Below are 26,440 nucleotides of genomic sequence, written 5' to 3'. Positions count from 1 at the left end.
TATAACGCGCGCGACTAAAATGACAAGGTATTTGTGGTAGCGTTAGTGTCGGCATAGTTTGATTGTTCGGATCTTCAGCATTTTTTATGTTAGCTGCGTGTGTCCTTTAGTCGCCGTTGGTTCTGTTATGCCATGATTCAGCACACGCCTTTATTTTATAATAGTGCCACAACGATTGGTCGTGAAAGTATCGATTTTCGCTGGGTGGAGACTCCTCAACGATTACCCGATAGCCCTTTTCAGTTAATTTATCTGCATAGACCGAAGTCATACGCCAGTCTACCACCAGGTCCTTTTTACTGTATGCAATATAGATTGTTCGATTGTCGTCATGAGGTATTTTGCTTACCCACGCAATCGGGTTAAAAGGGGTTGGTGTGCGCAAGCTGTAGTCCTGAAACGGTAAGTTTCGATAAGGGGAATTCAAATCCAATGGCGCCGAAGAAATAATTGCGCAGTGTATAGGTTTTGAATAGAAAGACATCACTCCCGCAGCGATATTTCCAGGGTGTGAACCTCCTACAATGATTACAGACTCAGCTCCAAAGTCATCAACCAACTTCTCAACAGCCTTACTCATAATTTTTATACCATCACGAGTAAATGTCACTTCTTCGCGACCTGTGGAACCGTAGAAACCAGGTGGTGTTAAAGTTAACTGTGCTAACCCTGTATTTAAAGCGAATGTAGAAAGCCGTTTATCCGTTTTTACTAAGTCATTACCGTCAACATGCTCAATGCTATGTTTTATATGTGGTAAAGGGTATTTTTTAACGCTCAAAAAGCCGTCAGCTGACCTGAAGCTAACAATCAGTAATTTATTCCAGTTTGGGCGTTCAGAGACTTGTTTTGCACCGTCATATCCAAGCATCGTGAGGCTATAACCTTTGCCGTCACGAGTAACGCTGACTTTGTATAGAGTATCTGCATATTCAGGTGAGCCAGCAGGCTGGGTAAACGTCAAATAAAGGGGCGGGCTACAGTTAATAATTACGATATACAACGATATCAGTATTAATACAGCTGTAAGTTTATATTTCATGTGCTTTGCTCTCATCCTTAAGAACTTAATTGACCTGTTACTACCATGACTCTGCGAAAATCAACTTCTACCAGAGCTCAGCGTTCTGCAAACTGACGTACCTTTCAGGCTATAAATGATAATCTAAAAGCGTCGCTCAACAGCAGGAATTGCAAAATAGGCATCAGGGTCATTTTCTTTTAATTCATCCAGTGTGGTTTTTCGGGCTAGCCGGTCCTTGCGTTGGGCAACGCTCTCACCATATACCGCCTGATGCTCCTCTTCAATCAACGCATTCAACTCCTCCAAGCTCACTAATTCGAGTAGACGCGCCGCATGCAACAAGCCTTCAATGCGGCTCTTCTGCTTTTCATCGGGCTGGCCGGCCTGAACGCGCTGAAAGTTTTTACGCACTTCCTCGCGGCAATGTTGTAAATATTGTGTCGCATTCATAGCTGATTCCTTTTGTTTGCAAACAGGTTGTTGGTAAATGCTCAACGCAGAAAATGCCTGCTATAACCGGGTGCCATTAACAAACGAACACCCCGGCGATAAGTAGCCAGGGTTGAGCGATACTAACTGTAAATAATGTATCTCACTCACCTGATCTGCCCCTTTAAACTGCTTTATTTCAAAATAATATTCTGAATAGTTATCACCGTCTTTTTGAAGCTCAATAAACGGATACTGCCGGTATTTCCACTTACCGGTAATGACTTGCTCTACGTGTTGTTTATCTTCCTTGGTTTGCAGGTTGAATTTTCCGTCCGGATGCAATGTCAACGCAATTGCCCGGGGGCAACCCTGTGGTTGATAGCGCTTAGCTAAATCCCGGTGAACAAGAAGAGTGCTCACATCAATATCCTCCGGTAACAAATACAGTGCCAGAGAATCCTTTGTATACCAATGGTTGCCTTGTGTTAAGCCCTGAGTGCGTTGAACGGGAAACCCGGCCGATGCGGATAGCGCTGACGCTATGCTGATTGCGTCAGGGTGCTGCAATAAAGGGGAATACAACAGACTGTTCTGCGTTATCGATACCGGAAAATCAAACTCATTAAATTCAATGTTAAACTGTTCGGATCCCTCAAAGGCCCGTTTAACGCTTTCCTTTTGCTTGTTATCCAGATATTTGCCATAGACATATACCGTAGGATGGTTCGCGCAGCCGACCATAAAACTCGCTGCCAACACCGCTACACAAACAAGACGCTTCATTCTTATATTCCTTAACACCAAATTTAATACCGCATTGATTACAAATGTAATCTTTTAATATCCAATGAGCAAGCGCCTTCTATGAATTGATTATTGACGTCGCCTGCCTCACCTGGCTACGCACGGTTTGGTTTTACCCGTGGCAGACAAATGCAGCAGAGCCTGTCTTAGTAGCGCTGCAACTGCCTTTGTATATTTTTGTACAAAAAGTCCTTGCACTATCAAATTACAAGTGTAATCTAAAGTTAAGACTACAACCGTAATCCAAAGTGACAGTAATGCCAGACAAACCTATTAAACCCGAAATATCCAATGCCGAATTTGACGTGCTTGATGTGTTGTGGGATGCCTATCCGGCCACCTCTAACGACATCATCGAACGCTTGCGCCACCAAAAAGACTGGCACGACAAAACGGTAAAAACACTGCTTGGCCGGTTAGTTAAAAAAGGCGTTGTAGACTTCGAAAAGCAACAACGGCAATACCTTTACCGGCCGTTAATTGCCCGCGAGGATTACACCAAAAAAGAAACCACCACCTTTGTGAGTCGCTTATTCAAAGGCAAGGTCGCCCCTTTGGTCGCCGGGTTTGCCAACCAAAACACCCTGTCCAAACAAGATGTAGACGAGTTAAAAGCCCTTATTAAGCAATGGGAGCAAGACAATGATTGAGTGGCTCATTCAACAGCAAATTGTGCTCAGCGTCACCCTGGCCTTACTGATAACCCTGGAGCATTTTTTTACGGCTAAGATTGGCGTCAAACTGATGTATAAACTGTGGGGAATTTTACCCGCTGTGCTGGTACTCAATAACCTGCCAAGCAGTTTTACCTCAATCGCAACTGACAGCTTTACCCGCTATGTGGTGGGGTTAAATCCAAATGTTGTGGTAGCAGATAGCCTGCCGCTGCTGCTCCTGTGGTGGGCTGGTGTCGCCACAATATTTGCCGTGATCGTTACGCAAGCCATCAGACTCGGTCGTTCCGTAACTCGTAAAGCCCCCGGCAGTCACAGCAGTTGCGATAACATTTACTATGCCAACGCTGCGACCACGCCCATGTTGTTTGGTTTTATCCGGCCCATCATTTTGCTACCAACACAATTTGCCAACACCTACTGCCCGGCCCAGCAACGCTTAATCCTCGAACATGAGCAAACGCACTATCAGCAATGCGACCACCTGTGGAATTCGGCCGCCCTTATCATCACCATGTTTTTTTGGTTTAACCCACTGGTGTGGTTTGGTTTTCGCTCTTTTCGAATCAACCAGGAGCTAGCCTGCGACAACCGCGTATTACAAAACAAAAACAGCGAAGAAAAACTACTGTATGCCAAAGCGCTCATAAGATGTGCTGAGCATGCATCTACTCACCTCAATACCTACCCTACATTTGGAGAAAAAAGTACTATGATTAAACGACTTAATTTAATCAAACAGAGCACCCCACGGAGCAAATTATTTGCAATGGCTGCGGTATTCACCGCCACTGCGTTAAGTGCAAATGTGGCGTTAGCCAATTTACCTGCAGCCAGCGTTAAGGCTGACAGTTACATACCCACCCCACCGATTGTGCGTGTTGCGCCAGTGTATCCGTCAAGCGCTGCCAGCAACAATACGGAAGGCTTTGTGTTGATGCAGTTCGATATCACCGAAACCGGCGCCACCGACAATATTAAAGTTGTTGAGTCTGAGCCTGAGGGTGTGTTCGATGAGAGTGCCCTGCAGGCAATGGCGAAATGGAAATACAAACCACGCATTCAGGGCGGGCAAGCCCAGCGGCAAACCGGATTAACGGTTCAGCTCGACTTTAAACTTGGCCCGGATAGCGATGAAAACGCCACCAATACTGACATTGAAAAAGCCAGCGTATCGCAAACCCGGTAATCCCAAAGCGCATAGTTAACGCCCGTCAGTGCAGTACATTTGTGCTGGCGGGCCTTTTATATTGACGTATCCGAATGCTGACTATCGGATTACCCCGCCACCCGGTTTACAGCCACGAGTGGCGCATTCTGCGCTCCAATCCAACCATACCAACTCAAAAGCAGCCTTCCAAATAACACATATTGTCGGCATCGACAGCGGTTAGCCTGTATGATGGTTGTTATTAAAACAACAGGTAATGAACACAAATAAAGGAAGGTTATGACCCATAAAGTGGCGATTGTAACAGGCAGTAGCCGCGGAATAGGTGCCGCCGCGGCCAGACAATTGGCCCAATGTGGCTATGCCATTGTGCTTAATTATCAGCATTCGGCAACGCAGGCCGGGCAACTACAACGCGAAATAACTGCACTGGGCGTGCCCTGTATTGCCGTGCAGGCCGATGTGTCTAAAGAGCAGGAGGTCGCTGAACTCTTTGCCCGGGCCGATACTCTGGGGTCGCTGGCGGTACTGGTCAACAACGCCGGCATCCTCAAGCAACAAAGCAGCCTCAGCGACATTTCGGTTGAACGTTTTCAACACGTTATGCAGGTAAATGTGCTTTCCTGTTTTTTGTGTACCAAAGAAGCCATTAAACGAATGTCGACAACACTCGGTGGTACAGGCGGCGCCATTGTGAATGTTTCATCAACGGCGGCAAAATCCGGAGCGCCTCACGAATATGTCGACTACGCCGCCTCAAAAGGGGCCATGGATACTCTCACCCGCGGTGCCGCAATGGAATTAGCCGACCAGGGGATCCGAGTCAACGCTGTGCGACCGGCACTCATTTATACCGACATGCACGCGTCGGGTGGAGAGCCTGGCAGGGTTGATCGTATGCAGGAGCGCATTCCGTTAAAACGTGGTGGTACGGTAAAGGAGGTCGCTGAAGCCATCGTCTGGCTGGCAACCGATAAGTCCTCCTTTGTCACCGGCACTTTCATCGATGCCTCTGGCGGGCTGTAATACCTCTGTCAGTAGGCAGCGTTAGCTGTCTGGCCACTACATTAGAGAATGCTAATTTATCAAGCGCAGCATAAGCGGTTATGCTGAAGACGACAAGTTGCCTGAAATTAACATAAAAAAGGAATTTACCTGATGAAATACATGCTGTTAGTTGTCATATCGCTATGCAGTATAAGTGTCCTGGCAGCGCCATCGGCCCTGCAACCCACCAAATCCGGACTTTTTGATATTGGCGGGTTTAGCCTGTATCTCGAATGCTACGAAAATGACAAACCCATGCTGATTTTAGAGCAGGGATTTGGCCGCGCGGGCTCAGATGGTGTGTGGCTCGACAACATTCGCCGACTGACCGATACCTACAGTGTCTGTTTATACGACCGCGCTGGTATTGGTAAAAGTGAGCAGGGCCCGGTGCCGGTGACCATCAACGATACTGCCATACGCCTGCATAAGTTACTCGCCGCAGCAGAGGTATCACCGCCTTATTATTTTGCCGGCGGCTCTTATGCATCCTATGTGATTACCGCTTTTAATCACTTATACGAGGACGAATTACTCGGCGCGGTGTTAATCGACCCGCCGCCTTTTGGCTATTTTTACACGATGGGCACCCGCTGGCCCAAAGACTTTACAACCGACAATACGGATCTGAGCCGTTACTATAACTTCGAACAAAGTGTGCATAACCCAATGTTCGAAAAGGCCCCCGAAAAAATCGATCACATGCAAAGTTATCAGCAGCTTAAACCTGCGCAGGACTTTGGCAATAAACCACTCATTGTGCTGCGAGCTAAGCTTACAGACGAGCCCTATGATCCACCGTTTGTGCCAAAGGATATTGCCACTACCATGGATCAGTTGTTTGCCAATGCCGAGCAGAGTTTCAGGGCCTTATCGTCAGATACCACCGTCACCTATTCAACCTCGGAAAAACATCACTTACATATTGCAGACCGCGACCTGGTGGTAAAGAGCATTAAAGCGCTAAGCAATAAGCCGTGAGTCTCTTATCCTGCAGAATTAGCCGCGACGCGGTTTTATAAACAGGTATTAGCCATAATTTTACGCTGCGCGGCGGCAGCGGTTGCATCACCGGTTGATTGGGCCACGGCTAAATCAACCCGGGCTGCGTCACATTGCTGCTGGAGTGCAGCCGCCATCAGGTAGTTTTGATCTTTTTGCTGCTGCACAAGGCCTTTCAGGCCATTATATTCCCGTCGCTCTTCGGGCGATTTGGCGGCATCGAAAGGTTCAGGTTGCGTTACGCCACAGCCGCTCAATAATGTTAGTAAGCCAGCCACGTTTATCAGGCAGTGTCTCATAATAGCTAAAATTACTCATAGGTTGTAATAACCGCATAGTCCTATAGCCACCATCTTTTTAATTACCCAAAGGTCTGTTTTTATTACCCGTTACCCTCAACACCGATTCCGGTTACGAATCATGTCGGCTAATTTAACTTTTTGTCGAGTTTCGCTTTGAGCACAGCAATGTCGTTGCGGCGCCCTTCATCGGCCAACGGACGGTCTGCTCGTGGTGCAGCATGTGTGGCTTTATCCAAAAATACCAGTGCCTGGCGATACTCGCCCTCGTCAAACAAATACTCAGCATAAAAGTAGTTACTGTCGATACCGTCCGGATTAACCTCCAGAGCCCGCTTTAACAGCTTTTCGGCTTTCTTATCGCTGCCAAAACCAATCGGCCATCCTGGCACTTTGTGGTACAACACACCTAAACTCGCCAGTGCTGAACCGTGCAACGCGTTCTCGTTAATGTTCAATGCCGTTTCAAAGTTTTTCTTTGCGGCTTTGGCATATGCAAGCGCGCCCAAACCGCCTTCAGCGCCCGCCGTGCTCGACTGGATAATACCCAGCCAAATAAGCAATTCGGCACTCTCAGGTTGGGCCGTCACCAGCGCCTGGGCTTGTTCAATCAGCGCTTTAAAATCATCGGCTTTTTTATTGCTATCTGTGTCGGCGTAATTAATTCTGGCCCAGTCACTTTGTATGCCCTGCAGGCCCGTTACAGGCTCAGCGGCAGTTAGTGACAAACAGGTAAAAGCCAGTACAACAGCAATACAGCGCATGGTTTTCATAATAGTTTCTCCTTGGTTGCAGACGTTAAAAAGCGTTGGATAACAGGTAGTTTTTTTGCCAGTGCCCGGTCGACCAACTCTGGAAGCGCCCCGTTCAGGCGGGCAAAGAGCTTCTCGGGCATGCCTATAAACCAGCGCGCTTTATTGCGCTCCAGTTGGCTTACCAGCGCTTCGGCGACCCGCTCAGGCGGGTCCACTTTGTTGCCGAGCGCCTGATTCATCGACACGACCGCGGCAGAATTAATCCCCGTTTTTGTGGCGCGCGGCGCCAGATAGAACACCCCCACATTGCTGCTGGCCAGTTCACGACTCAGTGATTCGGTAAACCCGCGTAAGCCAAACTTAGACGCGCAATACGCGGCATGGCAGGCAAATCCAATACTGCCAAAGGTAGAGCCCACATTAACCACATAAGCACTACTGGCGCGCTGTAAAAGTGGCAGCAGCCGCTGGGTGAGAGCCATAGGAGCGTAAAGGTTAGTGAGTAGCAATGTGTCAATGCGCTGTGCCGGGGTTGTTGTAAAGTCGCCTGTCTCGCTGATACCGGCACTGTTAATAAGCATGGATATATGCCGGTCATGACATACCGCCACCACTTTATCGCGACCAGCTTCGGTGGTGATATCGGCGCACACCAGGGTATGCTGCCCCGGCAGAGATGCCATAAGGGCGCTGAGTGAGTCAGCATTGCGCCCGGTTAAAATCAGCGAGACGCCAAGTCCGGCCAGTTTGTACGCAATTGCCTGGCCGATACCGCCGGATGCACCGGTTAACAAACACACCTGTTCCTGCCACCGAATTGCCATTATGCCGCCTCCACCAGTGTGCCAGCGTTGCCCAGGGTGCGAAATATATTGGCGTACAGCTGAAAAAATATTTTGGCCGAATGGATAATTACATCCTGCTCGGATTTATCGTCAATGTTGTTCATCAGGTCGCGGAAGAACACGATATGTTCCTGATCCAGCGAACCGTGGGAGCGCAAATAGCTAAAGGCCGCGTCGGGTAAACTTAGTTTTTGTTTAATCATAGCGGCGGCATTGTCGGCCAGGGCAATACTGGTGCCCTCCAGCACAAACACCATACCAAAAAAGCACAGCGGGTTTTTGCGCCGAATCGCATCATAGGCATAAGCCACCATTAATTCTGTGGCGGCAGCAGGCTGACCCGCTCGCACTTGCTCTTTATCAGCACCACAAGCGGCCAGGTCATTGAGGATCCATTCCTGGTGACCGAGTTCTTCCGCAATATATTCAGCCACCGCGGCGCGCAACCATTCTTTTGATTCGGGTAACGCCGCACCGGTAGCCATTAACAGTGGCACCGTATGTTTAACGTGATGATAGGCTTCACATAAAAACGCGCTGTAGTCGTCAAGGGTAAAGTCGCCGTTAAACACCTGTTGGATTATTGGTGCATGGATTAAATAAGCCTTTTCAGCCTGGGTTTCTTGTTCTAAACGGGTAAATAAATTCATAAAATCAACTCCTCTCCTACGCGATTGCAGGCGTGTACATGTCTGTAATTAAAGGCTCAAAAAATGCCAGCGCCTGCTCGCGTCTGAGCTTGCCGTTGCTGGTAAAAAGATTGCCCCCGGTAGCGATATCTTTAGCAATGCGCCACACATGAATGCGCGCATACTCCGGGAGTGTGCGGTTAACATCTGCAAGGTATTGCCCGATATAGGCCTGCGAAATAGCGGCATTGCGGGGTACCAGCACTGCCCCGCACACAGGGCGCGCTTCGCCAACCACCAGCACATGGCTGAACAGCCCGCCGGCCAGCAGTTCGCTTTCGAGCCACTCGGGCGAGATATTGCGCCCCAACGACGTGATGATAAGGTGCTTTTTTCTGCCATGGATGGTGTAAAAACCGTGCTTTTCAGCGACCAAATCGCCGGTATACACATGCGTTGGGTAAAACGATGACGGCTGGTTCATGTACCCTAAGAATACCTCTCCACTGATCACAAGCTCGCCGTTTTCAACATACAACTGGTTATGTCCGAGGCTGCGGCCTACTGTATCTATACGCTCAGCACCCGGCACATTCAGTGTGTTTACCGACACACATTCCGACAGGCCGTATCCCTGATAGACAGGTAAGCCTGCCGCACGCGCTCTGGCAATGACATCGGGTGAAACCCGGGCGCCGCCTACCGCGATAAACTTAAGCGATGAGGGAGCTTGCCAGCCATTATCGATGGCCGTCACCAATAGCATCAGCAACTCCGGTACAACAATGAGCGACTCAGGCTGTGCTTTGGTGATCGCACTGACCACTGCTGCGGGGTTGGTTAGCCTGGCGCCGGTGAACCCGAGCTCTTCAGCACTGCTCAATATGACGGTGCCGCCAATAAGCAGCGGGGCGTAGATACCGGCAATGTTTTCCAGCAAAGTAGCCAGCGGCAACAGGCACTGATGGCGAATACAACTAAACGGCAACGCATCATCCAGACTGCGGGCAACCCTGGCCTGCGCAACATTACTCAGACACACCCCCTTAGGGTTGCCGGTGGACCCCGAGGTAAAGGTTACTTTACCGGCACCAACGGGCAATTGCGGCGCTGTGGTGGTTACCCGCTTTAATGCCGTGAGTTGCATTAAAGGCATAGCGCGCACCTCATCAAACGCAAACTGTTCAGGCTGATCAGTGACTACTAATTCGATGCCAGCCTGCTCCAGTAAGTGTTCGCGCTGCGCCAGCGAAAAGTAAGGCGGAATAGGCACCAGCACCTTGTTGGTTTGCCGACACGCTAAATCACAGATTACCCAGTCAGGGCAGTTATCTGCCATCAGGGCAATGCGCTTAACGGGTTGCGTGCTAAGCCAGCACGCGGTGCGTTGTATAGCCTCCTGCAACCCGGCATAGCAAAGACGGCCGCCGGACCACTCAAGTGCAATACGCTCAGGCCATTGTTGCCAGTTCTGCAGTATCATAGCTGTGCTCCCAACTCAGCCGACAACACCGCAGATAAGCTGGCAAAGGGCGAAAAACTGGCGCGCAGCGAAGGGTTATCAAGGGTTAGCTGGATGATATCGGCAACCTTTACCGCCACCACCTGAGGATGGGTTTGGTAGTAGCTCCCCCAATGTTGGCTGGCGTTGCCCGCAGTAGCATTAAGGAGTTTAGATTCATCTGCTGGCGTTAAATAATGAAGCATGAGCCCACTACGTGCCATCATGCGCTGCAAAGCGTCGGTCGCAGTAAATACCAGCACCGAAATACGCTGCTGAAACAGCGCTGTTGCAGTGAGGAGTAGCAACGCCATGGTGTAGCGCGATGACGCGCTGTACAGGTTGCCGATTTCAGCCAACCGGTGACGCGGGCAATTGAGGCCGTGCTCACTCAGCGCCTCAGGCAGGGATGTATCAAAGTAGGTTTCAACAAACATGGGCGCGCGACCACTGCGAATACCCAACGCCGCCTCAATCTTATGGCCGCCAAGCCCCACCAGCAGCGGCATGAACTCAGTGATACTGGCCTGATAGGCGATACGAAAACCGTTGGCAATATGCCGCTCAATCGCCGCTCTTTGGCGATGGTGTTGATTGGCAGCGCAAATGACTGCCGGCACATTGGCAGCGCCGGTAAACGCACTATGCGGGCCGGGTGCTTGCGCCAGAACAGTGTGGGATGTGCTCAACATAACCTTGTCTCATTGGTGACCGTTGAGCATAAGTATGAAATAGCAACATTAAGAGAACCTTAAGCATTAAAATTTACCCGGAATTTAATGCCCGGCTTTACCCGTTAAAAACTCAGCCTAAGCCAATGGCATGTGGCAACACGCAACCCACAACCTACTGGCACTTAAGTTTGGGGAAGCCCTGGTCGCCTGAGTGGCGCGCAACAGAGGCTTCAAGTTGACCGGAATGGATAAATTCAGCAATGTATTTATTGATTAGTTCCTGAGCGTCCCGGCGTTCGGGCCGGATAACAAGCACCAAATCAACCTCGCTGATCACATTGGGTGACTGGTAAAAATCGGTATCGCAGAATCGGCTGTGAGTAAGAATAGACAGGGCATTTTGCTCATTCATAATAGCAAACTGACAACGCTCCCTGGCCAGCATCATTGCCATCGTTGTCTGACTGATAGAATTAACGCGTGATAAGCCATTTTGCTCGTTTGCAAAATACCTCTGCAGCACTGGATAAATAAACCCGCGTCGCGTGCATACCGTTGCGCCGGGGTGCTCTTCAGGTATAAACGGGCTGGAAAATGGCTTGGTGGCATACATAAAACTGGCGTGAGACATCAGTTTGTCGCTGTAAATAAAACTGTCAGGATTATCCAGCCACACTCTGGCCGCCAAAAACATGTCAGACTTACCCTCTTTTACCAGCAGTTCGTTACGGGCACGACTGGAGTCCTGATAACGCATCGCTAGCTGTTCCCTGTCGGCGAAGCTGGCAAAAAAGTCCACGACAACACCCTTGTATTGCCGCGTCTCAGGATCAAAATACAAATATGGCGCAGAGCCAGGTGAGTTAATCGCAAAATTGATTGTTAAGCGCGGCGATGAGTCAGGCTCAGGTGACTGTGCCTGTACAGTCACCTGACAACACATCAGCAATATTATGCTGGTTAAAACTTTTATTGTTCGCTTCACAGCTGCCGTCCTGTCCAATACCCGGTTCTCATCAGTTTGCCTCACCAGGCTGTTTGCCTTAGCGGCTTTGACTTAATGTGACCCGCTCAACAAGCTTAATAACCTGGCGGGCTCTTTTGACTTATTCAACAGCGCGATTTACGCCGCTGGCCCTTCGAGGGTAAACACTAAATGCCTGCGCATATCTTTGAGCACCACCCCTTTTTTGAGCAACGCTGCACTTAAACGCTTTTGCCATACTTTTAATTCGGGCTCTGCACCACGCAGTGATGCTTCATTGTCAAACTGAAAACGCAGTAATAACGACCCGGGGAATTGATGGTACTGCACCTCAAACCAGCATTGCACCATGCCGTTGAGTGCTTCCCGGCCCTGTTCCTCCAGGGTGTTGGCAACGCTAAGTAGCAAAGCTTGTTGTTTGAGTTGTACGGCGGAAAGTTTTTTCATTGCGTGTGCCTGGTGATGGCTATTTCGACACTTTCGGCACTATCAGAACCTTCTACGGTTAACCACATTTGGCCATCCTGAATCGTCACTTGCATTTGCATGGAACGCTGCACAGCATTCTCAAGTATCTTTATAAGTGCCTCAGGCAGGGTAAAAACCGACAGGTTTTTTCTGCTTTGCAGGGCGGTCTTTTCTTTTTTCCACCACGCCTCAAAACTGTTATCGGCGTAGGCATAAATCATCATCTGCTGACTTTGGTTGCAACCCTTTTTAATGCGTTGCTCCGAAGGCTGGCCCAGTTCAATCCATAACTCTATTTCATCGCTGTAGCTTTTTAGCCATAGATCCGGCTCGTCATCGTCCGACAGGCCCTTGGTGAATTGTAATCGCTCGTGCGCATTGACAATAAAGGCAATAATTCTAAGCATCATACGCGCGTCATTCTCAGAGGGGTGACGAGCGATAGTCAGATTGTGGTCATTGTAGTAATTGCGATCCATATCGGTAATTGATATGTCGGCTTTAAAAATAGTCGCTTTCAGTGCCATGCATGGTGTTCCAGAGTAATGGGGGTGCACACGACCACGCAGTTGCAATATGGCCGTTGCTTTGAGCGATATATTAACAGTTATTATTGTTAAGCGTACGCAACCAGGGTAAAAAATGCTGCCTGTGACCGGGTCGATTGGCTGCCCTGCCCCCCTCTGCTGGCAAAAGTTAGTCATTGGCCAGTGCGTTAACACTAACAGGGCATCGTGCCAAAGGCTAAAACTCATACTCCAGGGCCACACGCAAGGTATGATCTTTACTGTCGCCGTTGAGACCGGCAATAAAACCCACCTCCCACTTCAGCTGCTTTTGGCCGTCGAAACGCTTAATACCCATAAAGGCCGGGCCAATACCGGTGAAATCCTCAGCGGCGTAGAACTCAATAGCCGGTTGAACTTCCGGAAGCCAGCGGTAGCGAAATTTTACTTTTAATTCGCTTTCGAATTCTGACGGCACGTTGTCTCCCCATTCGTATACCAACAATACATTGGTAGTGAGGCTAAAGCGGCCCAGCTCTTTTTCGGTGAGGATCCCGCCCTTTACTTCCCAATCATTGCTGTTGTGCTGTTTTTCAAGCTCAAACAGGGTTCCCCAGTCGGCCCAGTACTGGCCCTGATTGGTTAGCATGGTGCGCAGTTCCAGCTCGTATGACTGCAGACCAAAATCGCCATATTCGTCACGTGTACCAACAATATAGGTTTCTAATATTGTGTGTTCGCTAAGCGCGTGGCCAAACGATATACGTTGCATGAGAATATTGCCATCATCGTTCTGACGTGAGGTCAAACGCCATTCAAATTCACGCTCAAAAGGGAGGACGTAAGGATGATAAACCTTATCTACGGTAAAATTATCGGCCCTGGCATGCCCCGAAACCAGCGCCGTAGCGGGCAACATCAGGGCCAGCAACATCAGGTAGTGTTTCATTGTACCTCCCGGGCAGCGCTGCCAACATCTTTTAGCGTCGCTCTGACATAGCAATAAAGGACAGGCAGCAACACTGAGCACACATAAATCATGACATAGGCCCCCGTTGGTGTAGCCTCGTAGCCCATCAGCGCATTAAGAAAGTGACCGTATTCACTGTCATCGGCAACCCAGCCAGAGGTATCCCACAGCCGGGTTTGGTTAGGTAGCAGGTTTATCTGTTCGAGCAGTAACGCGATTCCCGCCACCTGCCCGGCAACAAACACTGTCAGCAGGGTATGTTGCAACAGCACAATTGCCAGCGCTTTGGTCAGCACATACAGCAATACGCCCACACTCATGCTGATGCCAAGCCCGATAACGTTGCCCACTATCATCGCTGTGCCGGCTTTAGGCGCCGACCAGTACGCCACGATATAAACTAAAAAATGAATGGCATTCACCAATGTGAGGCCTGTCATTAAGACAAAACTCAGCCGTTGAGCTTGCGCGGATTGTCCACCGCGCAGGCGCTCAAGAAACAGGCACAAACCGCATAACAACAGCAGTAGCACCGCGCTTTTAATTAGCTCCAGGCCGCCCCCGTCAAACAGCGCAGACACCGCCGCTAAATTAAAATACAGCGCCAGAGCAAGCATCCACCCAACCACAGTGCCGCTAAGTAAATGCCAGAAGCTTGCCCCCTGCTGGGCCAGAAGCAAACTCAACATTAAAAATACCGGCAGCGTATCGCGAATAAACAAAATAACGGTGTTAATAAGCATTGGCCGGGTCCTTTTGTGTTGCAGCGTTAGTAACCAGCACCTTGCCCACTGCCGAGTCAGGGTGAAACTCGCCAAAAAAACGGTACTCGCCAGGGGGTAATGGCCCCACAAAAATGGTGCCGCGGCTATTTGCAAAAATCACCTTTTCGCGGTTTAGGTCGAAACTGTCAATTTCTTCGGGGGTTGGGTCATTGTTAATAAAGGTGAGCCGGACTTTTTTATATGCCGGAATTGTCACCGTTTGCGGCAAAAACAAATTATTGCGGATCTCAATAGTCACTTCGGGCAGGGCCGCGCTGACCGCAAACGGCAACCCGGCAATCATGAACACAACACGCACGAGCCAGCGCCTCATGAATCTGTCACCTCAACCGGCAGCGTAACCTGCACCTTTAGCCCACCCAACACAGACTCTCCCAACGCGATGCTGCCGTGGTGCAAGGCCACAATTTGCCCTACAATGGCAAGCCCCAGACCACTGCCGGTGGGCTTATGCTGCGCGTTTTGTGGATCGCGGTAAAAACGTTTCAGTACCTGTGGCCGTTCCTCTGCTGCGATACCGGGGCCGGCATCTTCAACCAGCAATTCAACCTGATTTTCGGTGTTTGTTACCGTGACCCTGATAGCGGCCTGTTCGGGTGCGTAAGCACTGGCATTTGCAATTAAATTTTGCAGCAGAGTGTAGAGGGTAAACTCGCTGCTATTAAGCAGAGCGCTGTCGCCTTCTAAGCTGATGTCCTGGTGTTTTTTATCAATTTTGCTGTACAGATCGGTAATGACATTCTGCGCCACGGTGTAGGCATCGACCCTACCTGACTGCAGGTGAAACAGCTCAGGACTGGTGCGACTCAACAATAAAATCTGATTAACGGCGTGGATCATCCGGTCGGTATCTTGCTGGATAGCGGCGAGTTTATCTGCGTTATCAGGCTGTTCCCGGGCCAGGTTATGTAAATTAATCTTCATCACACTCAAGGGCGTACGCAGCTCGTGAGCCGCGTTAGACGCAAACTGTTGTTCACGTTCAAAGGCTTCATTAAGGCGCGAAAATACCGCATTGAGCGTGTTGACGACCGGTTTCATTTCGGTAGGTACGCGCGACAACGTAATAGCAGAGAGATCCTTGCCCTGGCGTTGCGACAGCTGGCCCGACAACACTTTCAACGGCTTAAGCCCCTGACTGACCGCCATAAACACGATTAAGGCCAAAATCGGCACCGCGTACAAAAAGGGCATAATCACCGACACTGTAAGGGAATCGGTGAGGTCGAGCCGGCTTTGTAACGGCTGGGCCACCATAACAATAGTATTGTCTGCCAGAGACTGGGTGTATACCCGCCACCGTTTGCCGGCAAAGTTTTCATTGGCGAAGCCGCTGTCACTGCTTGTTAAAGGCGTTGTGATGTCGGTGCCCGAGTACGATAGCAGCTTGCCATTGCGCCATATTTGATAGACCAGCTCACTGCTATCGGTTTGATCGACAGGGTGGTGATTACTCAGCGATACTGAGTAAAGCAAGGTGGTAAGTTCCTGATCCATAAACTGCGACGACATTGCCAGCGCCGCCCTGTAACCGTGAATTGCCGCGCTGAATATCACCAGAATGAGCGAGCTGATTAACACCAGGGTTATGGCACGACGAATTGAATGCAATGGTCACGCTCCGGCGTTTAACGGTATGCTGTAGCCAACGCCGCGAATGGTTTTAATAAAGTTATCCGGGAGTTTTTTACGCAAATGGTGAATGTGCACTTCAATGGTGTTGCTGGATACTTCCTCGCCCCATTCATACAACCGTGACTCAAGCTTTTGTTTGGGCTGAATGCGGCCACCATTTTCCATCAGCACCTGCAGTAGCATTAACTCACGGCGCGGTAACATTACCGGGGCGTGATTAACCCTGAGCTCAAGCGTTTGGGTATTGAGCGAAACGGCGCCAATACTGACCACGGCACTGCTCGCGGTCCCCAGGCGCCGCTGAATTACCCGCAGCCGGGCAAACAGCTCTTCCATATCAAAGGGCTTAGGCAAGTAGTCATCAGCGCCGGCATCCAAACCAACAATTTTATCGGTTATTTTATCGCGCGCGGTTAAAATGATGACCGGCATGTCTTTGGCTTTGCGACGAATTTTATGCAATACCTCAAGGCCGTCCATATCGGGCAGGCCCAGATCCAAAATCACCATATCGGTTTGCCCGGCGGTAAGCATCGACAAGGCGTCACAGCCGCTGCGCACGCAGTCGACCACATAGTTAGCACCGCGCAATGAACCGGAAAGCGCCGTTGATAATGGTTTGTCATCTTCAACAAGAAGTATTCGCATGATGCTGATACGGGGATAGTTTTAATAGCCCAGTATAGCAACGAAAACTTAAGCTAACCTTAAGGTATATCAATATTGAGGGTAAAAACGAGGACCGGCGACAGTACTTTAATCGCATACCACGGGCGGCTCAGCGCCGCTTAACGTGGTGCGCTACCAATTAACCATGCATGCTCTGTGGCGGGCACTGTACCCTTGAGGCCACCAGCCAGCGGTTCACTGATTAATTCGGTGACCTCACGGTGCTTGCCATAATACTGATGGATCTCAGCAAAAGGAATGGCAAAGGGCGGCCCCGGAAGCGCCGACTGATCATACTCAAAGGTAATTAACAGCTGTTTTGCCTGCGGTGCCAGTGTGAGTACCTGCTGACAATAAGCCATACGCATTGACGCAGGTAAAGCAACGAGGGCGGCGCGGTCATAAACCGCGTCAACAGAACCAATGTATTCAGGTTTTAGGGCAAAAAAATCACCACAAAACAGCGTAATGCCGGGCGCTTTGTAGCGCAGTAAATCACCACGCTGAGCAATGTCCGGAACGATATCCTGTGCGGCGAAATACTGCTCCACCGCAACCTGGCTCAGCTCAACACCGATGACTTCACAGCCGCGCTTTAGCAGGTATGTCATGTCGTGACTTTTACCGCACAACGGCACCAGCACCCGACATGGGCCTGCAAAACCAAGCTCATTGGCAAAGCGCATCAGCATGGGGTGGGTGTCGTCCTGATGAAAGCCGATTTCGCCCTTTTCCCATTTATTGTGCCAAAAATGATGTTGCATTGACGCTCCGGAGTGTTAACCACTTATACTACTCAATGTAGCGCATTTTTTTACCGATAGCGTAGCGTTTCTGCTGGCGGTGAATAAAAGTGCTATTCCACGGCAAACGGACGACGCTGCAAATAGTCACAGGCGACGTCCATTTTATACACAATCCGGGTTTCTTCTAAGTTCAGAGCGTCGCGCATGGCCTGATGTTCGCGATGGTAGGCTTCGTTCATACCGACATCCTGTGCACGCTCAAAGGTGTCGCGATCCGGCCATTGGGCATAGGCTATCCATTGCCCGTCTTCACTTTTGTGCAGGCGTGAACCAAGACTTCCCTTAAACAGGTATATGCCTTGCGTTACCCTCGGCCAGGCTGCCAAAAAGTCAGCCTCCCGGCCTGGCTTTACCACAAATTCAAACATCACAATGTACATGATTTCTCCCTGGCTGTGGCTGGCAAGGCAAGTAAAACCGCTATTTTGTTGTGTGCGCCTGCTGCGATGCGGCGCGATGTTCGACGCCTTTGCTACTGCCTGACCACATGGCCCAGACGCCAACGGCTAATAGCGGCAGGTTAATTTGTAACGCCGCCACCGACAGTGCCGCAAAACCAAATTGCACCACATAGACCACCCAGAACATCACGATGACCACGCCCAGCAACTGCTTAAACAAGTTCACTACGGTATCTTCGTGTGCACGCTTAGTAGCGCCAGCCACTAATACCAGCAAAGTGAGCCAAAATACCCATACCGGCGCCACTGCAAAGGCAAAATAACCAATGGCACTGACCACCAGGGCGATGGGCGTGCCCCATACAAATGCGGGCCACATCACATTGATGGCGTCACGGGTTTTGCGCTTTTTCAGCCAGATATTCAGCCCGGTTGCCGAAATTACCGTCAGCATCATGCCCAGAATCACGTAGAGCACTTTACCTGGCATACCAATAAAGTCACCAAAGTGCAGTCTGAATACCGAATACAGCGCCTGCATACCGCCATCGCCATCTGAATAGCCGGCTTTTTCAATATAATTACCAGCGGAGTCATAGCGGTAGTTTTCAGAATAAATCAAACGCTGTGGGGTACGCACAAAAAACTCCATAAATTGCTGTGGCGTACCCGGCTCATGAACGGTAAAAAACAGCAGGTTATCGGTATCAACCTTGGTGCTGAGGTCACGCATGGCGGTGCCAATATCCGGCGGTGCAATTTCCTGCACCAGCTCAGGCTCCGGTGTAAATGCGCGATCGTACACGGCCTGCGTATCGCCGCCGTAAAATGCCTGGGCGATAATTGTCACAAAGACGCCTGCCAGCCCAAAGTAGGCACCAGTTATTGCAATCATGAGGTGAAAAGGTGTGCCCCAGACACTCAGTCGATTATGCAGATCGATATTGGTTTTCAGCCCATCACCGCCGTAGCGAAACTTAAAGGCGTCTTTAATAATCCGCGGGTGGGCAAACAGACCAGAAATGATCAGTGCGCACAATAATGCGCCGCAGGCACTTACGAATATCATGCCAAAGGTGTGGGGTAGGTGCAGGTACAGGTGCAAGTCCACTAGCATTTTAGTCCAGGTGACGTTTTCCTTTTGTATCAACGCGCCGCTGTCGTCAACAAAATGGGCACGGTGATCATCCTCCATAACTAACCGCGGTATACCGGTGCCCGGAAACACAAAGTAATAGTGATGGGTATCATCGCTGTATTGTTCGGTAAAGGCGGCGTATCCCTTTTCAACCTGTTCAATATTAAAGCCTGTGCTTTCGGCAATATAAGGCTGCTCCCAGCGCTCAAATTCCAGATGTAATACCGCTATCGTGCCCGACAGGCAAATTAAAAACATCACAGCGCTTATCAGCAAACCCAGCCAGGAGTGAGCATGTAACGATCGTTTGGCGAAACTCGCCGGGGCAGAAACAGCTTTAGCCATGAGACACTCCAAACAAATACACGGCCGCCAGGCCAGCCAACAACAAACAACCAAGCACGTGCCTGACTTTGCGCGCTGACATCATATAAAAATAGGCAACAACGCCCCACAGAACAGGCATTGCCGTGACCCCGATGGCCATCTGCTTGGGCTCACTCACAGGTAATTGGTACACCAGCGCAATCACGGTTACGCCACAGGCAAACAACAGCACCGGCAACACATATAAGGTGTGCCAGGTGTTAGTCACCACCGCTGCCCAGTTAAATTGCCATTGATGGGGAGCCTTACTGATAACGCGTGCGGTACGCTGTTGATGCGCTTCCTGGCGGATCCCTAACCAGACACCAATAGCTGGCAACGACAAACCAATCGTCAGTGCGAATTCAATTCCTACCGCTGGGATAAACGCGGCAATGCCGGCCAGCACTGCCAGCCACCCGGCTACCGACCGGGACGTTTGACTACGCTGCCAGCCAAGGTAAATCATGTACGTGCCCAGCAAAGAGGCCAATACCCCGCCGACAATAAAACTACCCATCACCATATTTTCTTCTGCTTATTCCCCAATACGCTCAGGGTGTTGTCTATCCACCAACCAATGCAAATAATAATAATTTACATTAACATTGATTTCAATAGCGGTCTGGCCGCGCAACTCGCACTTTGTGTACATAAAACAATTACTTCACTGGGCAGTAGCGATATCGATCCGTTTTACGATGTGTCGGTTATAAGTTGCTACCTGCATACTTTTGCCGCTCACGGGAGCGCTATGTCAAAACTCACAATACTGTTAACTTACCTCACCATGCTGCTTGTTTTCGGCCTGCTCGATGCGGTATGGCTGGGTGTCGTCGCAAATGAGTGGTACTTTGGCGGTCTGTCCGCATTACTGCGCGAGCAATTTATTACCTGGCCATGGATGGTGTTTTATCTGACTTATTGTGGTGCCGCGCTGTATTTAGCGGTACTGCCAAGTCGTGTTGGCAGCAGTGTAAAACTCAGCCAGGCGCTACTTAAGGGCGCCGTGGTAGGCGCAACAGCCTACGGCACCTATAACCTCACTAACTACTCGATTGTGGCGGACTGGCCGCTCACCATTACGCTCATTGATTGGGCATGGGGCACATCGGCTACCGCTGTGGTTTGTTTAATTGGCGCGCTAACCTTAAAACGCCGACACTGAGCCGTGCCTACAGGCCTTATAACCGGCTGATTTCGTGGTACACTAACGACGTTATTTGTTGAACAGGATACCCAATTCATGACCTGGATGCGTCAGGCTTTGCTTAACGTGTTTCGTTTACCGGTTAAGTGGCTGGTAAAAACCAAAAGTATTCCGTTGGATGTTGAGTCTGAACTCGGCATCGACAAAACACGCCCGATTATTTATTTGCTTCCCACCGACTCGATCACCGATCAGCTGGCCCTTAAAATGACCACCGAGCGGCTGGGATTACCGAGCCCGTTAGAGAACGTATCACTGGCAAATAAGCATTATCCGGGTAGCCTGTTTTTACGGCGCACCGACGCACTGTTCAGAAAACGCCGCAGCGATACCGACATTGAGCCGGTGTTTACCGACTTGTTTCAGTTACACCACCAACACACCGAATTAAATATACAGGTTGTGCCGGTATTTGTGACCTGGGGCAGGGCGCCAGGTAAAGGTAAGCCAGGGTTTGCCGATCTGATCACCCATGCGGCGACTCCGAGCTGGCTGCGCAAGTTTTTTATTGTGCTGTTTTTGGGCCGCGACAGTTTTATTAGCTTTAGCCGTGCCGTATCGACACGCGCCATGGTTGATCACCAAGCCAGTGATGCCTTCTCGGCCCATAAGCTGGCGCGAGTAGCAAGCACTCACTTTCATCGCAAGCGCCAGGTAATGAATGGCCCCACACTGCTGGATCGCCAGGAACTAAACAATGCGGTGTTAGGCTCTGCCATGGTGCGCAGCGCCCTGAGTGACGAAATGCGGAGCAAAAATCTGAGTGCCGACGAAGCGCGCCAGGTTGCTGCCAATTACCTGACCGAAATTGCCGCCGACTACCGCGAAGGGTTAATCCGCTTTGGCGATCGGCTGCTTACCCGTATTTGGAATAAAATCTATAACGGTATTAGTGTTGGCCACGCCGACCGTATTCGCGAGCTGGCCAATAACGGTCATGAAATTATTTATGTGCCTTGTCACCGCAGTCACATGGACTACTTACTGCTGACCTACGTGATATACCATGAAGGCCTGGTAACGCCGCATATCGCGGCCGGTATCAATTTAAACTTTTGGCCGGTGGGCGGCATTTTCCGCCGCGGTGGTGCGTTCTTTCTGCGCCGCAGCTTTGCCGGAAATAAGCTCTACACCGCGGTGTTCCGCGAATATCTGGAGTTGTTATTTAAAAAAGGCTACGCCGTTAAGTATTACCCCGAAGGCGGGCGCAGCCGCACCGGCAGGTTAATTCCGCCTAAAACCGGTATGCTGGCGATGACGATTCAGGCTGCTATAAAAGGGGTAAACCGCCCGGTCAGTTTAGTTCCGGTATACATCGGCTACGAAAACGTCATGGAAGTAAAAAGCTATCTAAGCGAACTAAAAGGCGGCGCCAAGAAAAAAGAATCTAACTGGCAGGTGTTTTCTGCCATTAAGAAACTCAAAAATTATGGCCATGGTTATGTCAATTTTGGCGAGCCTGTTTCGCTCAATCAGTTTTTAGACAACAAAGCACCTAACTGGCGCGAAAGTCACGTTAACAACCCGGAGCAAAAACCGGCCTGGTTAACGCCGACTGTTAACAGCCTGGCAGGGGAACTCATGACCCGGGTAAACAGTGCTGCCGCGATCAACGGCATGGCGCTGTCGTCGCTGTGTTTACTGGCATCGAAGACGCAAACCATGAGCAAGCCCGAATTGCTGCAGGCCATGCGCGATTATTTAGCGCTGTTTAACGCCGCACCATACAGCAAAGACGCCACGTTGCCATCTCAGGATGCGGCAGAAATGCTCGAGAGTACCTTAGCCTTAAATCGACTGCAGGTGACCGCCGATAGCTACGGTACCCTGATTAGCCCGTTACCGGATAACGCGGTTTTCCTGACCTATTACCGTAATAACATTATTCACCTGTTTGCCTTGCCAGGTATAGTCATGACCGCCATCTTTGCCCATGGCAGACTGGAAAAAAGCACGGTATTACAGCTCATTGCGGCATTATACCCGTTGTTACAGCGGGAGCTGTTTATGTTCTTGTCGCAGGATCAGGCGCTTGCCTATACCGCCGAGTTAATCGACGCCTTTAAGCACAGTGGCATGCTACAACAAAAAGGGCGCTACCTGGTGCCACCGGAAGCCGACAGCGACCACTTTCACTCCAGCTGGTTACTGAGTCGCTGTATGCAGGAAACCCTGCAGCGCTACGCCGTGGTGCTTACCATATTAAAACGTGAAAAGTCCCTCAGCCGCAGCACCCTTGAAAGTGAGAGTAAAACCGTTGCCGAACGCTTGTCGAAACTCTATGGTATGCACTCACCGGAGTTTTACGATAAAAACGTATTATCCAGCTTTATCAGCGCGCTACGGGATAATCACTGGCTCGATGCCGCCGACGACGGCGCCTTGAAATACTCCGAAGAAGCCTCAGCGCTGCGCGGTGATATTATGGCGTTAGTATGGCCAGAAATAGCCCAGCATTTGCAAAAGGACATTCTGCAGCAGCCCAGTGAGTCAGCGCCAGACAAGGAGGCGAGCCAGCATGAAACGCTTTGATCGGGAGCTACTGAGCGAATTAAGAGCAAAAGCCGAAGCCAGCCCGCGACGCCGCGCCCACCATAATGTGCACGAAGACTACCAGCAGCCGGTGCAACGGCTGTTTGTGTGCATGCTGCCGGATTCCTATGTACGGCCTCACCGTCACAGCCAACCCACAAAATGGGAGTTTTTTATGGTGGTGGAAGGCTGCCTGGAACTGCTGTTTTTTGATGATAACGGCACGCTCACCGAACGCCTGGCATTAGGCCCGCAAAGTGATGTTCTGGGCGTTGAAATACCGCCCAACACCTGGCATGCCACCGTTTGTCATGCGCCGGTTACTTTTGTTGAGGTAAAGCAGGGCCCATACGAAGTCACCGACGACAAAGACTTTGCCGCCTGGGCACCAAAGGAAGGTGAAACCCAGGTACCCGCGTTTTTAAGCCAGCTAAAAACGTTAAAAACCGGGGAGGCCGTACGTCTGTAGTCAGGCCTGCGGTTGTCACTGGTATGCATAACTATTTTTTGCATTGCACTCACTTCTGCGCGCGACTTCCCCGCGCGGCAACTTTGATTAGATCGCCATCACTATGCTGGCTCAAACATGCTTGTCATGCCTATACTAGTTAAACGGCAACATTTTATGAGACCATGTAGTCGCACTAAATGTTGTTCGCTTTTATGAACACGAAAAAATAGATAAAGGTTTGAAAATGAATAATAAAATAATCGGTATTGTGCTTTTGATTGTTGGCACCGCTTTGGCGTTTTGGGGCTACGATGTCTATAACTCAGCGGGGGCACAATTAGGGCGGGCCATCGACGGTGACACACCGATTGAAGCCTGGGCTGGCATGGTCGGCGGCGCCATTTGCATTATAGTTGGGATCTTAAGACTTAAATAGTTAAACACCGCGTTACTAATGGCACCTATTGCCCTGCCATATTGCTTTGTATACAGTTGGCGCCGGGCAGGCTTCTGCTTACATCTGTGCAACTAAAAGCTGCATGGTTGCGCCCACAGCAGCTTTTTTATGCGCCACAACAGGTTACCCCCGCTGTGGCGAAGTAATCACCGTCTGTGCAGCACATATATTCCCCTCTGAACAGGTCAACAGTCCCTGGCAAATCCACAACCTCAGATCTGCGCGGGTGGATATTGCATGCTGTTTTTTGTTTCCGCGTGGCACATTGTCTGCCTCGCCTTTTGTTAGGCCTCCTTCTTTTATCACATCATTATAACGATTAAGTTAGTGCTCAAAAGGCGCCCAGAAAAAAATATAACCTATAAATAACATCCACTTAAGATTCAACCCTGGTCGATGACACCGCGCCATTTGTTAAGCTGGTTAACATTTTAGTTATATATATTTAACGTTATGAAATGTCTCATAAGCCTAAACATTGCGACGTTTGCTGGTTAACCTCCCCCCGAGTGTTACTTCGGTATGCGTTTTTTTGAATCAGTGATGGGACCCTATGCCGTGTAGTAGTAACAACAGAGCAAAGCTACGGTTACTACGCCGTAGCTCTGTTACATCTGGAAAGTCAAAGGGATAAACAAATGATTACGTTAAAGAAAACAGCAGGTTTGCTGGGAGGCTTGTGTATAGCAATGGCCAGCACGACTGGCGCTGCACAAACACTGTATCAAAACGAAACCGGTACTCACGACGGTTACTACTACTCGTTCTGGAAAGACAGTGGCGATGCCAGCTTTACCTTAATGCCTGGCGGGCGCTATCAGTCACAATGGAACAGCAGCACCAACAACTGGGTTGGCGGTAAAGGCTGGAACCCGGGCGGCCGTAAAGTGGTAAATTACGAAGGGTATTATGGCGTAAACAGTTCACAAAACTCTTACCTGGCACTCTACGGCTGGACCCGTAACCCGCTGATTGAGTTTTACATCATCGAAAGTTATGGCTCCTATGATCCGTCTTCCTGCTCGGGTGGCACCAATTACGGCACTTTTCAAAGCGATGGTGCGACCTACAGAATGCGCCGCTGCCAGCGGGTTCAACAGCCCTCTATCGAAGGCACACAAACCTTTTATCAGTACTTTAGTGTGCGCGAGCCAATTAAGGGCTATGGCAACGTGAGCGGCACCATTACCACCGGTAATCACTTTGATGCCTGGGCCAGTGTTGGCCTCAATTTAGGCACCTTTGACTATATGGTGATGGCATCCGAAGGCTATCAAAGCAGCGGCAGCTCCGACATCACGGTCAGTGAGGGCACCAGTAGCGGCGGCGGCTCTTCGGGTGGCGGCTCAGGCGGCCCAAGCAGTACTGATATCGTGGTGAATGCGCGCGGCGCAGCGGGCGGTGAGCACATTAATTTGCTGATCGACGGTAACATCGTTGCAGACTGGACACTCACCACCAGTATGGCGGCCTATGTGTATTCTGGCAGCGCTGCCGGTGATGTTCAGGTTGAGTATGATAACGATGTGTCAGGTGCCGATGTAATTCTCGACAGCGTGTATATTAACGGCGAAACCCGCGAAGCTGAGTCCATGGAGTATAATACTGCTACCTACGGCAACGGCGAATGCGGCGGCGGCAGCTACTCTGAAACCATGCATTGTAACGGCGTCATTGGTTTTGGTGATACCGGTGCATGCTTTAGTGGTGACTGTGCTGCGCCACCACCGACTAACGACCCAATCACCGTGCGTGCTGAGGGTATCAGCGGCAGCGAGCACATTAATTTGTTAGTGGGTGGTAACGTGGTAGCCGACTGGACGCTGGCAACCGGAATGAACGATTACACGTATACCGGCGGCGCCAGTGGTGATGTACAGGTAGAGTACGATAATGACGCAACCGGCCGCGATGTAGTTTTAGATTACGTGCTGGTAAACGGCGAGATCCGCGAAGCCGAGGACATGGAATACAACACTGCGACCTACGGCAATGGCTCATGCGGCGGCGGCAGTTACTCTGAAACCATGCATTGCAGCGGCGTTATCGGCTTTGGTAATAGCGACGCCTGCTTTAGCAATAGTTGCAATTAAGTGCTTAGGGCAGTGTATTGCTGCTAAGGCTAAGCAGGCTAACAGACTGCTACAGGTGTAAACCGTAAACTAAAAAAGGCAATTTGTGAGTACTTACTAATTGCCTTTTTT

The 26,440-nt window shown here is 50.2% G+C and carries 30 protein-coding genes; 9 read left to right on the top strand and 21 right to left on the bottom strand.

All coding sequences use genetic code 11. From position 1 onward, the window contains the following. Positions 1–106 precede the first annotated feature (106 nt). The 3 genes from OIK42_RS00835 to OIK42_RS00825 all read right to left on the bottom strand — a co-directional run bounded on the left by OIK42_RS00835 (position 107) and on the right by OIK42_RS00825 (position 2,239). Positions 107–1,042: an alpha/beta hydrolase family protein gene (locus OIK42_RS00835; RefSeq protein ID WP_273637662.1), complete on the bottom strand. Its 936-nt coding sequence runs from the start codon at positions 1,040–1,042 to the stop codon at positions 107–109. Positions 1,043–1,165: 123 nt separating this feature from the next. Continuing rightward, complete coding sequence (locus OIK42_RS00830; RefSeq protein ID WP_273637661.1) at positions 1,166–1,474, bottom strand: hypothetical protein; 309 nt, start codon at positions 1,472–1,474, stop codon at positions 1,166–1,168. Positions 1,475–1,534: 60 nt separating this feature from the next. Then, positions 1,535–2,239, bottom strand: coding sequence for a hypothetical protein (locus OIK42_RS00825; RefSeq protein WP_273637660.1), 705 nt, complete (start codon positions 2,237–2,239; stop codon positions 1,535–1,537). A gap of 278 nt (positions 2,240–2,517) precedes the next feature. On the opposite strand from OIK42_RS00825, the gene OIK42_RS00820 reads away from it, so the two are divergent. The 4 genes from OIK42_RS00820 to OIK42_RS00805 all read left to right on the top strand — a co-directional run bounded on the left by OIK42_RS00820 (position 2,518) and on the right by OIK42_RS00805 (position 6,133). After that, complete coding sequence (locus OIK42_RS00820; protein WP_273637659.1) at positions 2,518–2,910, top strand: BlaI/MecI/CopY family transcriptional regulator; 393 nt, start codon at positions 2,518–2,520, stop codon at positions 2,908–2,910. Further along, the gene (locus OIK42_RS00815; RefSeq protein ID WP_273637658.1) at positions 2,903–4,123 is read left to right on the top strand and encodes a M56 family metallopeptidase; all 1,221 of its coding nucleotides are present in this window, start codon (positions 2,903–2,905) and stop codon (positions 4,121–4,123) included. Before OIK42_RS00820 ends, OIK42_RS00815 begins: the two co-directional genes overlap by 8 nt. A 261-nt stretch (positions 4,124–4,384) precedes the next feature. Beyond that, a complete protein-coding gene (locus OIK42_RS00810; RefSeq protein ID WP_273637657.1) occupies positions 4,385–5,131 on the top strand; it encodes an SDR family oxidoreductase in 747 nt (248 codons plus the stop codon). A 132-nt stretch (positions 5,132–5,263) separates the two neighbouring features. Further along, on the top strand, positions 5,264–6,133 hold the full coding sequence (locus OIK42_RS00805) for an alpha/beta fold hydrolase (RefSeq protein WP_273637656.1): 870 nt from the start codon (positions 5,264–5,266) through the stop codon (positions 6,131–6,133). Between the two features lie 35 nt (positions 6,134–6,168). Here the strand turns inward: OIK42_RS00805 and OIK42_RS00800 are convergent, their stop codons facing one another. The 18 genes from OIK42_RS00800 to OIK42_RS00715 all read right to left on the bottom strand — a co-directional run bounded on the left by OIK42_RS00800 (position 6,169) and on the right by OIK42_RS00715 (position 20,112). Next, complete coding sequence (locus OIK42_RS00800) at positions 6,169–6,453, bottom strand: hypothetical protein (protein WP_273637655.1); 285 nt, start codon at positions 6,451–6,453, stop codon at positions 6,169–6,171. Positions 6,454–6,581: 128 nt separating this feature from the next. Then, the gene (locus OIK42_RS00795) at positions 6,582–7,226 is read right to left on the bottom strand and encodes a tetratricopeptide repeat protein (protein ID WP_273637654.1); all 645 of its coding nucleotides are present in this window, start codon (positions 7,224–7,226) and stop codon (positions 6,582–6,584) included. Beyond that, entirely contained in the window at positions 7,223–8,032 is an 810-nt protein-coding gene (locus OIK42_RS00790; protein ID WP_273637653.1) for an SDR family oxidoreductase, read from the bottom strand. The genes OIK42_RS00795 and OIK42_RS00790 overlap by 4 nt, the downstream gene beginning before the upstream one ends. Further along, positions 8,032–8,703 carry an iron-containing redox enzyme family protein gene (locus OIK42_RS00785; RefSeq protein ID WP_273637652.1) on the bottom strand — a complete coding sequence of 224 codons (672 nt, stop codon included), beginning with the start codon at positions 8,701–8,703 and terminating at the stop codon, positions 8,032–8,034. Before OIK42_RS00785 ends, OIK42_RS00790 begins: the two co-directional genes overlap by 1 nt. A gap of 16 nt (positions 8,704–8,719) precedes the next feature. Next, positions 8,720–10,165: an AMP-binding protein gene (locus tag OIK42_RS00780; RefSeq protein ID WP_273637651.1), complete on the bottom strand. Its 1,446-nt coding sequence runs from the start codon at positions 10,163–10,165 to the stop codon at positions 8,720–8,722. Next, the gene (locus tag OIK42_RS00775) at positions 10,162–10,875 is read right to left on the bottom strand and encodes a thermostable hemolysin (RefSeq protein ID WP_273637650.1); all 714 of its coding nucleotides are present in this window, start codon (positions 10,873–10,875) and stop codon (positions 10,162–10,164) included. Before OIK42_RS00775 ends, OIK42_RS00780 begins: the two co-directional genes overlap by 4 nt. A 154-nt stretch (positions 10,876–11,029) precedes the next feature. After that, complete coding sequence (locus OIK42_RS00770; RefSeq protein WP_273637649.1) at positions 11,030–11,842, bottom strand: substrate-binding periplasmic protein; 813 nt, start codon at positions 11,840–11,842, stop codon at positions 11,030–11,032. 138 nt (positions 11,843–11,980) lie between these two features. Further along, positions 11,981–12,289, bottom strand: coding sequence for a hypothetical protein (locus OIK42_RS00765; RefSeq protein WP_273637648.1), 309 nt, complete (start codon positions 12,287–12,289; stop codon positions 11,981–11,983). Beyond that, positions 12,286–12,837 carry a YaeQ family protein gene (locus tag OIK42_RS00760; protein ID WP_273637647.1) on the bottom strand — a complete coding sequence of 184 codons (552 nt, stop codon included), beginning with the start codon at positions 12,835–12,837 and terminating at the stop codon, positions 12,286–12,288. The genes OIK42_RS00765 and OIK42_RS00760 overlap by 4 nt, the downstream gene beginning before the upstream one ends. A gap of 217 nt (positions 12,838–13,054) precedes the next feature. Continuing rightward, on the bottom strand, positions 13,055–13,765 hold the full coding sequence (locus OIK42_RS00755) for a hypothetical protein (RefSeq protein WP_273637646.1): 711 nt from the start codon (positions 13,763–13,765) through the stop codon (positions 13,055–13,057). Further along, complete coding sequence (locus tag OIK42_RS00750; protein WP_273637645.1) at positions 13,762–14,529, bottom strand: FTR1 family iron permease; 768 nt, start codon at positions 14,527–14,529, stop codon at positions 13,762–13,764. Before OIK42_RS00750 ends, OIK42_RS00755 begins: the two co-directional genes overlap by 4 nt. Beyond that, positions 14,519–14,854 carry a cupredoxin domain-containing protein gene (locus OIK42_RS00745; protein WP_273641348.1) on the bottom strand — a complete coding sequence of 112 codons (336 nt, stop codon included), beginning with the start codon at positions 14,852–14,854 and terminating at the stop codon, positions 14,519–14,521. Before OIK42_RS00745 ends, OIK42_RS00750 begins: the two co-directional genes overlap by 11 nt. Before the next feature lie 26 nt (positions 14,855–14,880). Beyond that, entirely contained in the window at positions 14,881–16,182 is a 1,302-nt protein-coding gene (locus OIK42_RS00740; RefSeq protein ID WP_273637644.1) for an ATP-binding protein, read from the bottom strand. Positions 16,183–16,185: 3 nt separating this feature from the next. Further along, positions 16,186–16,854 carry a response regulator gene (locus OIK42_RS00735; RefSeq protein WP_273637643.1) on the bottom strand — a complete coding sequence of 223 codons (669 nt, stop codon included), beginning with the start codon at positions 16,852–16,854 and terminating at the stop codon, positions 16,186–16,188. A 140-nt stretch (positions 16,855–16,994) separates the two neighbouring features. Next, positions 16,995–17,639, bottom strand: a complete 645-nt coding sequence (gene tmpT, locus OIK42_RS00730; protein WP_273637642.1) for a thiopurine S-methyltransferase — start codon at positions 17,637–17,639, stop codon at positions 16,995–16,997. A 92-nt stretch (positions 17,640–17,731) separates the two neighbouring features. Continuing rightward, positions 17,732–18,061, bottom strand: a complete 330-nt coding sequence (locus OIK42_RS00725) for an antibiotic biosynthesis monooxygenase family protein (RefSeq protein WP_273637641.1) — start codon at positions 18,059–18,061, stop codon at positions 17,732–17,734. Positions 18,062–18,101: 40 nt separating this feature from the next. Beyond that, positions 18,102–19,565 carry a PepSY-associated TM helix domain-containing protein gene (locus OIK42_RS00720; RefSeq protein WP_273637640.1) on the bottom strand — a complete coding sequence of 488 codons (1,464 nt, stop codon included), beginning with the start codon at positions 19,563–19,565 and terminating at the stop codon, positions 18,102–18,104. After that, positions 19,558–20,112 carry a hypothetical protein gene (locus tag OIK42_RS00715; RefSeq protein WP_273637639.1) on the bottom strand — a complete coding sequence of 185 codons (555 nt, stop codon included), beginning with the start codon at positions 20,110–20,112 and terminating at the stop codon, positions 19,558–19,560. Before OIK42_RS00715 ends, OIK42_RS00720 begins: the two co-directional genes overlap by 8 nt. A 228-nt stretch (positions 20,113–20,340) precedes the next feature. On the opposite strand from OIK42_RS00715, the gene OIK42_RS00710 reads away from it, so the two are divergent. From OIK42_RS00710 to OIK42_RS00690, 5 genes are all read left to right on the top strand, one after another. Continuing rightward, entirely contained in the window at positions 20,341–20,754 is a 414-nt protein-coding gene (locus tag OIK42_RS00710; RefSeq protein WP_273637638.1) for a DUF2177 family protein, read from the top strand. 78 nt (positions 20,755–20,832) lie between these two features. Beyond that, positions 20,833–23,328, top strand: coding sequence for a glycerol-3-phosphate 1-O-acyltransferase PlsB (gene plsB / locus OIK42_RS00705; RefSeq protein WP_273637637.1), 2,496 nt, complete (start codon positions 20,833–20,835; stop codon positions 23,326–23,328). Continuing rightward, positions 23,315–23,797 (top strand): WbuC family cupin fold metalloprotein, encoded by a 483-nt coding sequence (locus OIK42_RS00700; protein ID WP_273637636.1) that lies wholly within the window; start codon positions 23,315–23,317, stop codon positions 23,795–23,797. The genes plsB and OIK42_RS00700 overlap by 14 nt, the downstream gene beginning before the upstream one ends. A 226-nt stretch (positions 23,798–24,023) precedes the next feature. After that, the gene (locus tag OIK42_RS00695; protein WP_273637635.1) at positions 24,024–24,215 is read left to right on the top strand and encodes a DUF3185 family protein; all 192 of its coding nucleotides are present in this window, start codon (positions 24,024–24,026) and stop codon (positions 24,213–24,215) included. 659 nt (positions 24,216–24,874) lie between these two features. Beyond that, positions 24,875–26,329, top strand: coding sequence for a glycoside hydrolase family 11 protein (locus OIK42_RS00690; RefSeq protein WP_273637634.1), 1,455 nt, complete (start codon positions 24,875–24,877; stop codon positions 26,327–26,329). The last annotated feature ends 111 nt before the right edge of the window (positions 26,330–26,440 follow it).

It is taken from the genome of Alteromonas gilva, from assembly GCF_028595265.1.
Classification (GTDB): domain Bacteria; phylum Pseudomonadota; class Gammaproteobacteria; order Enterobacterales; family Alteromonadaceae; genus Alteromonas; species Alteromonas gilva.
The sequence above is the reverse complement of the archived record's forward strand: the minus strand, read 5'-3'. Positions and strand labels throughout refer to the sequence as shown.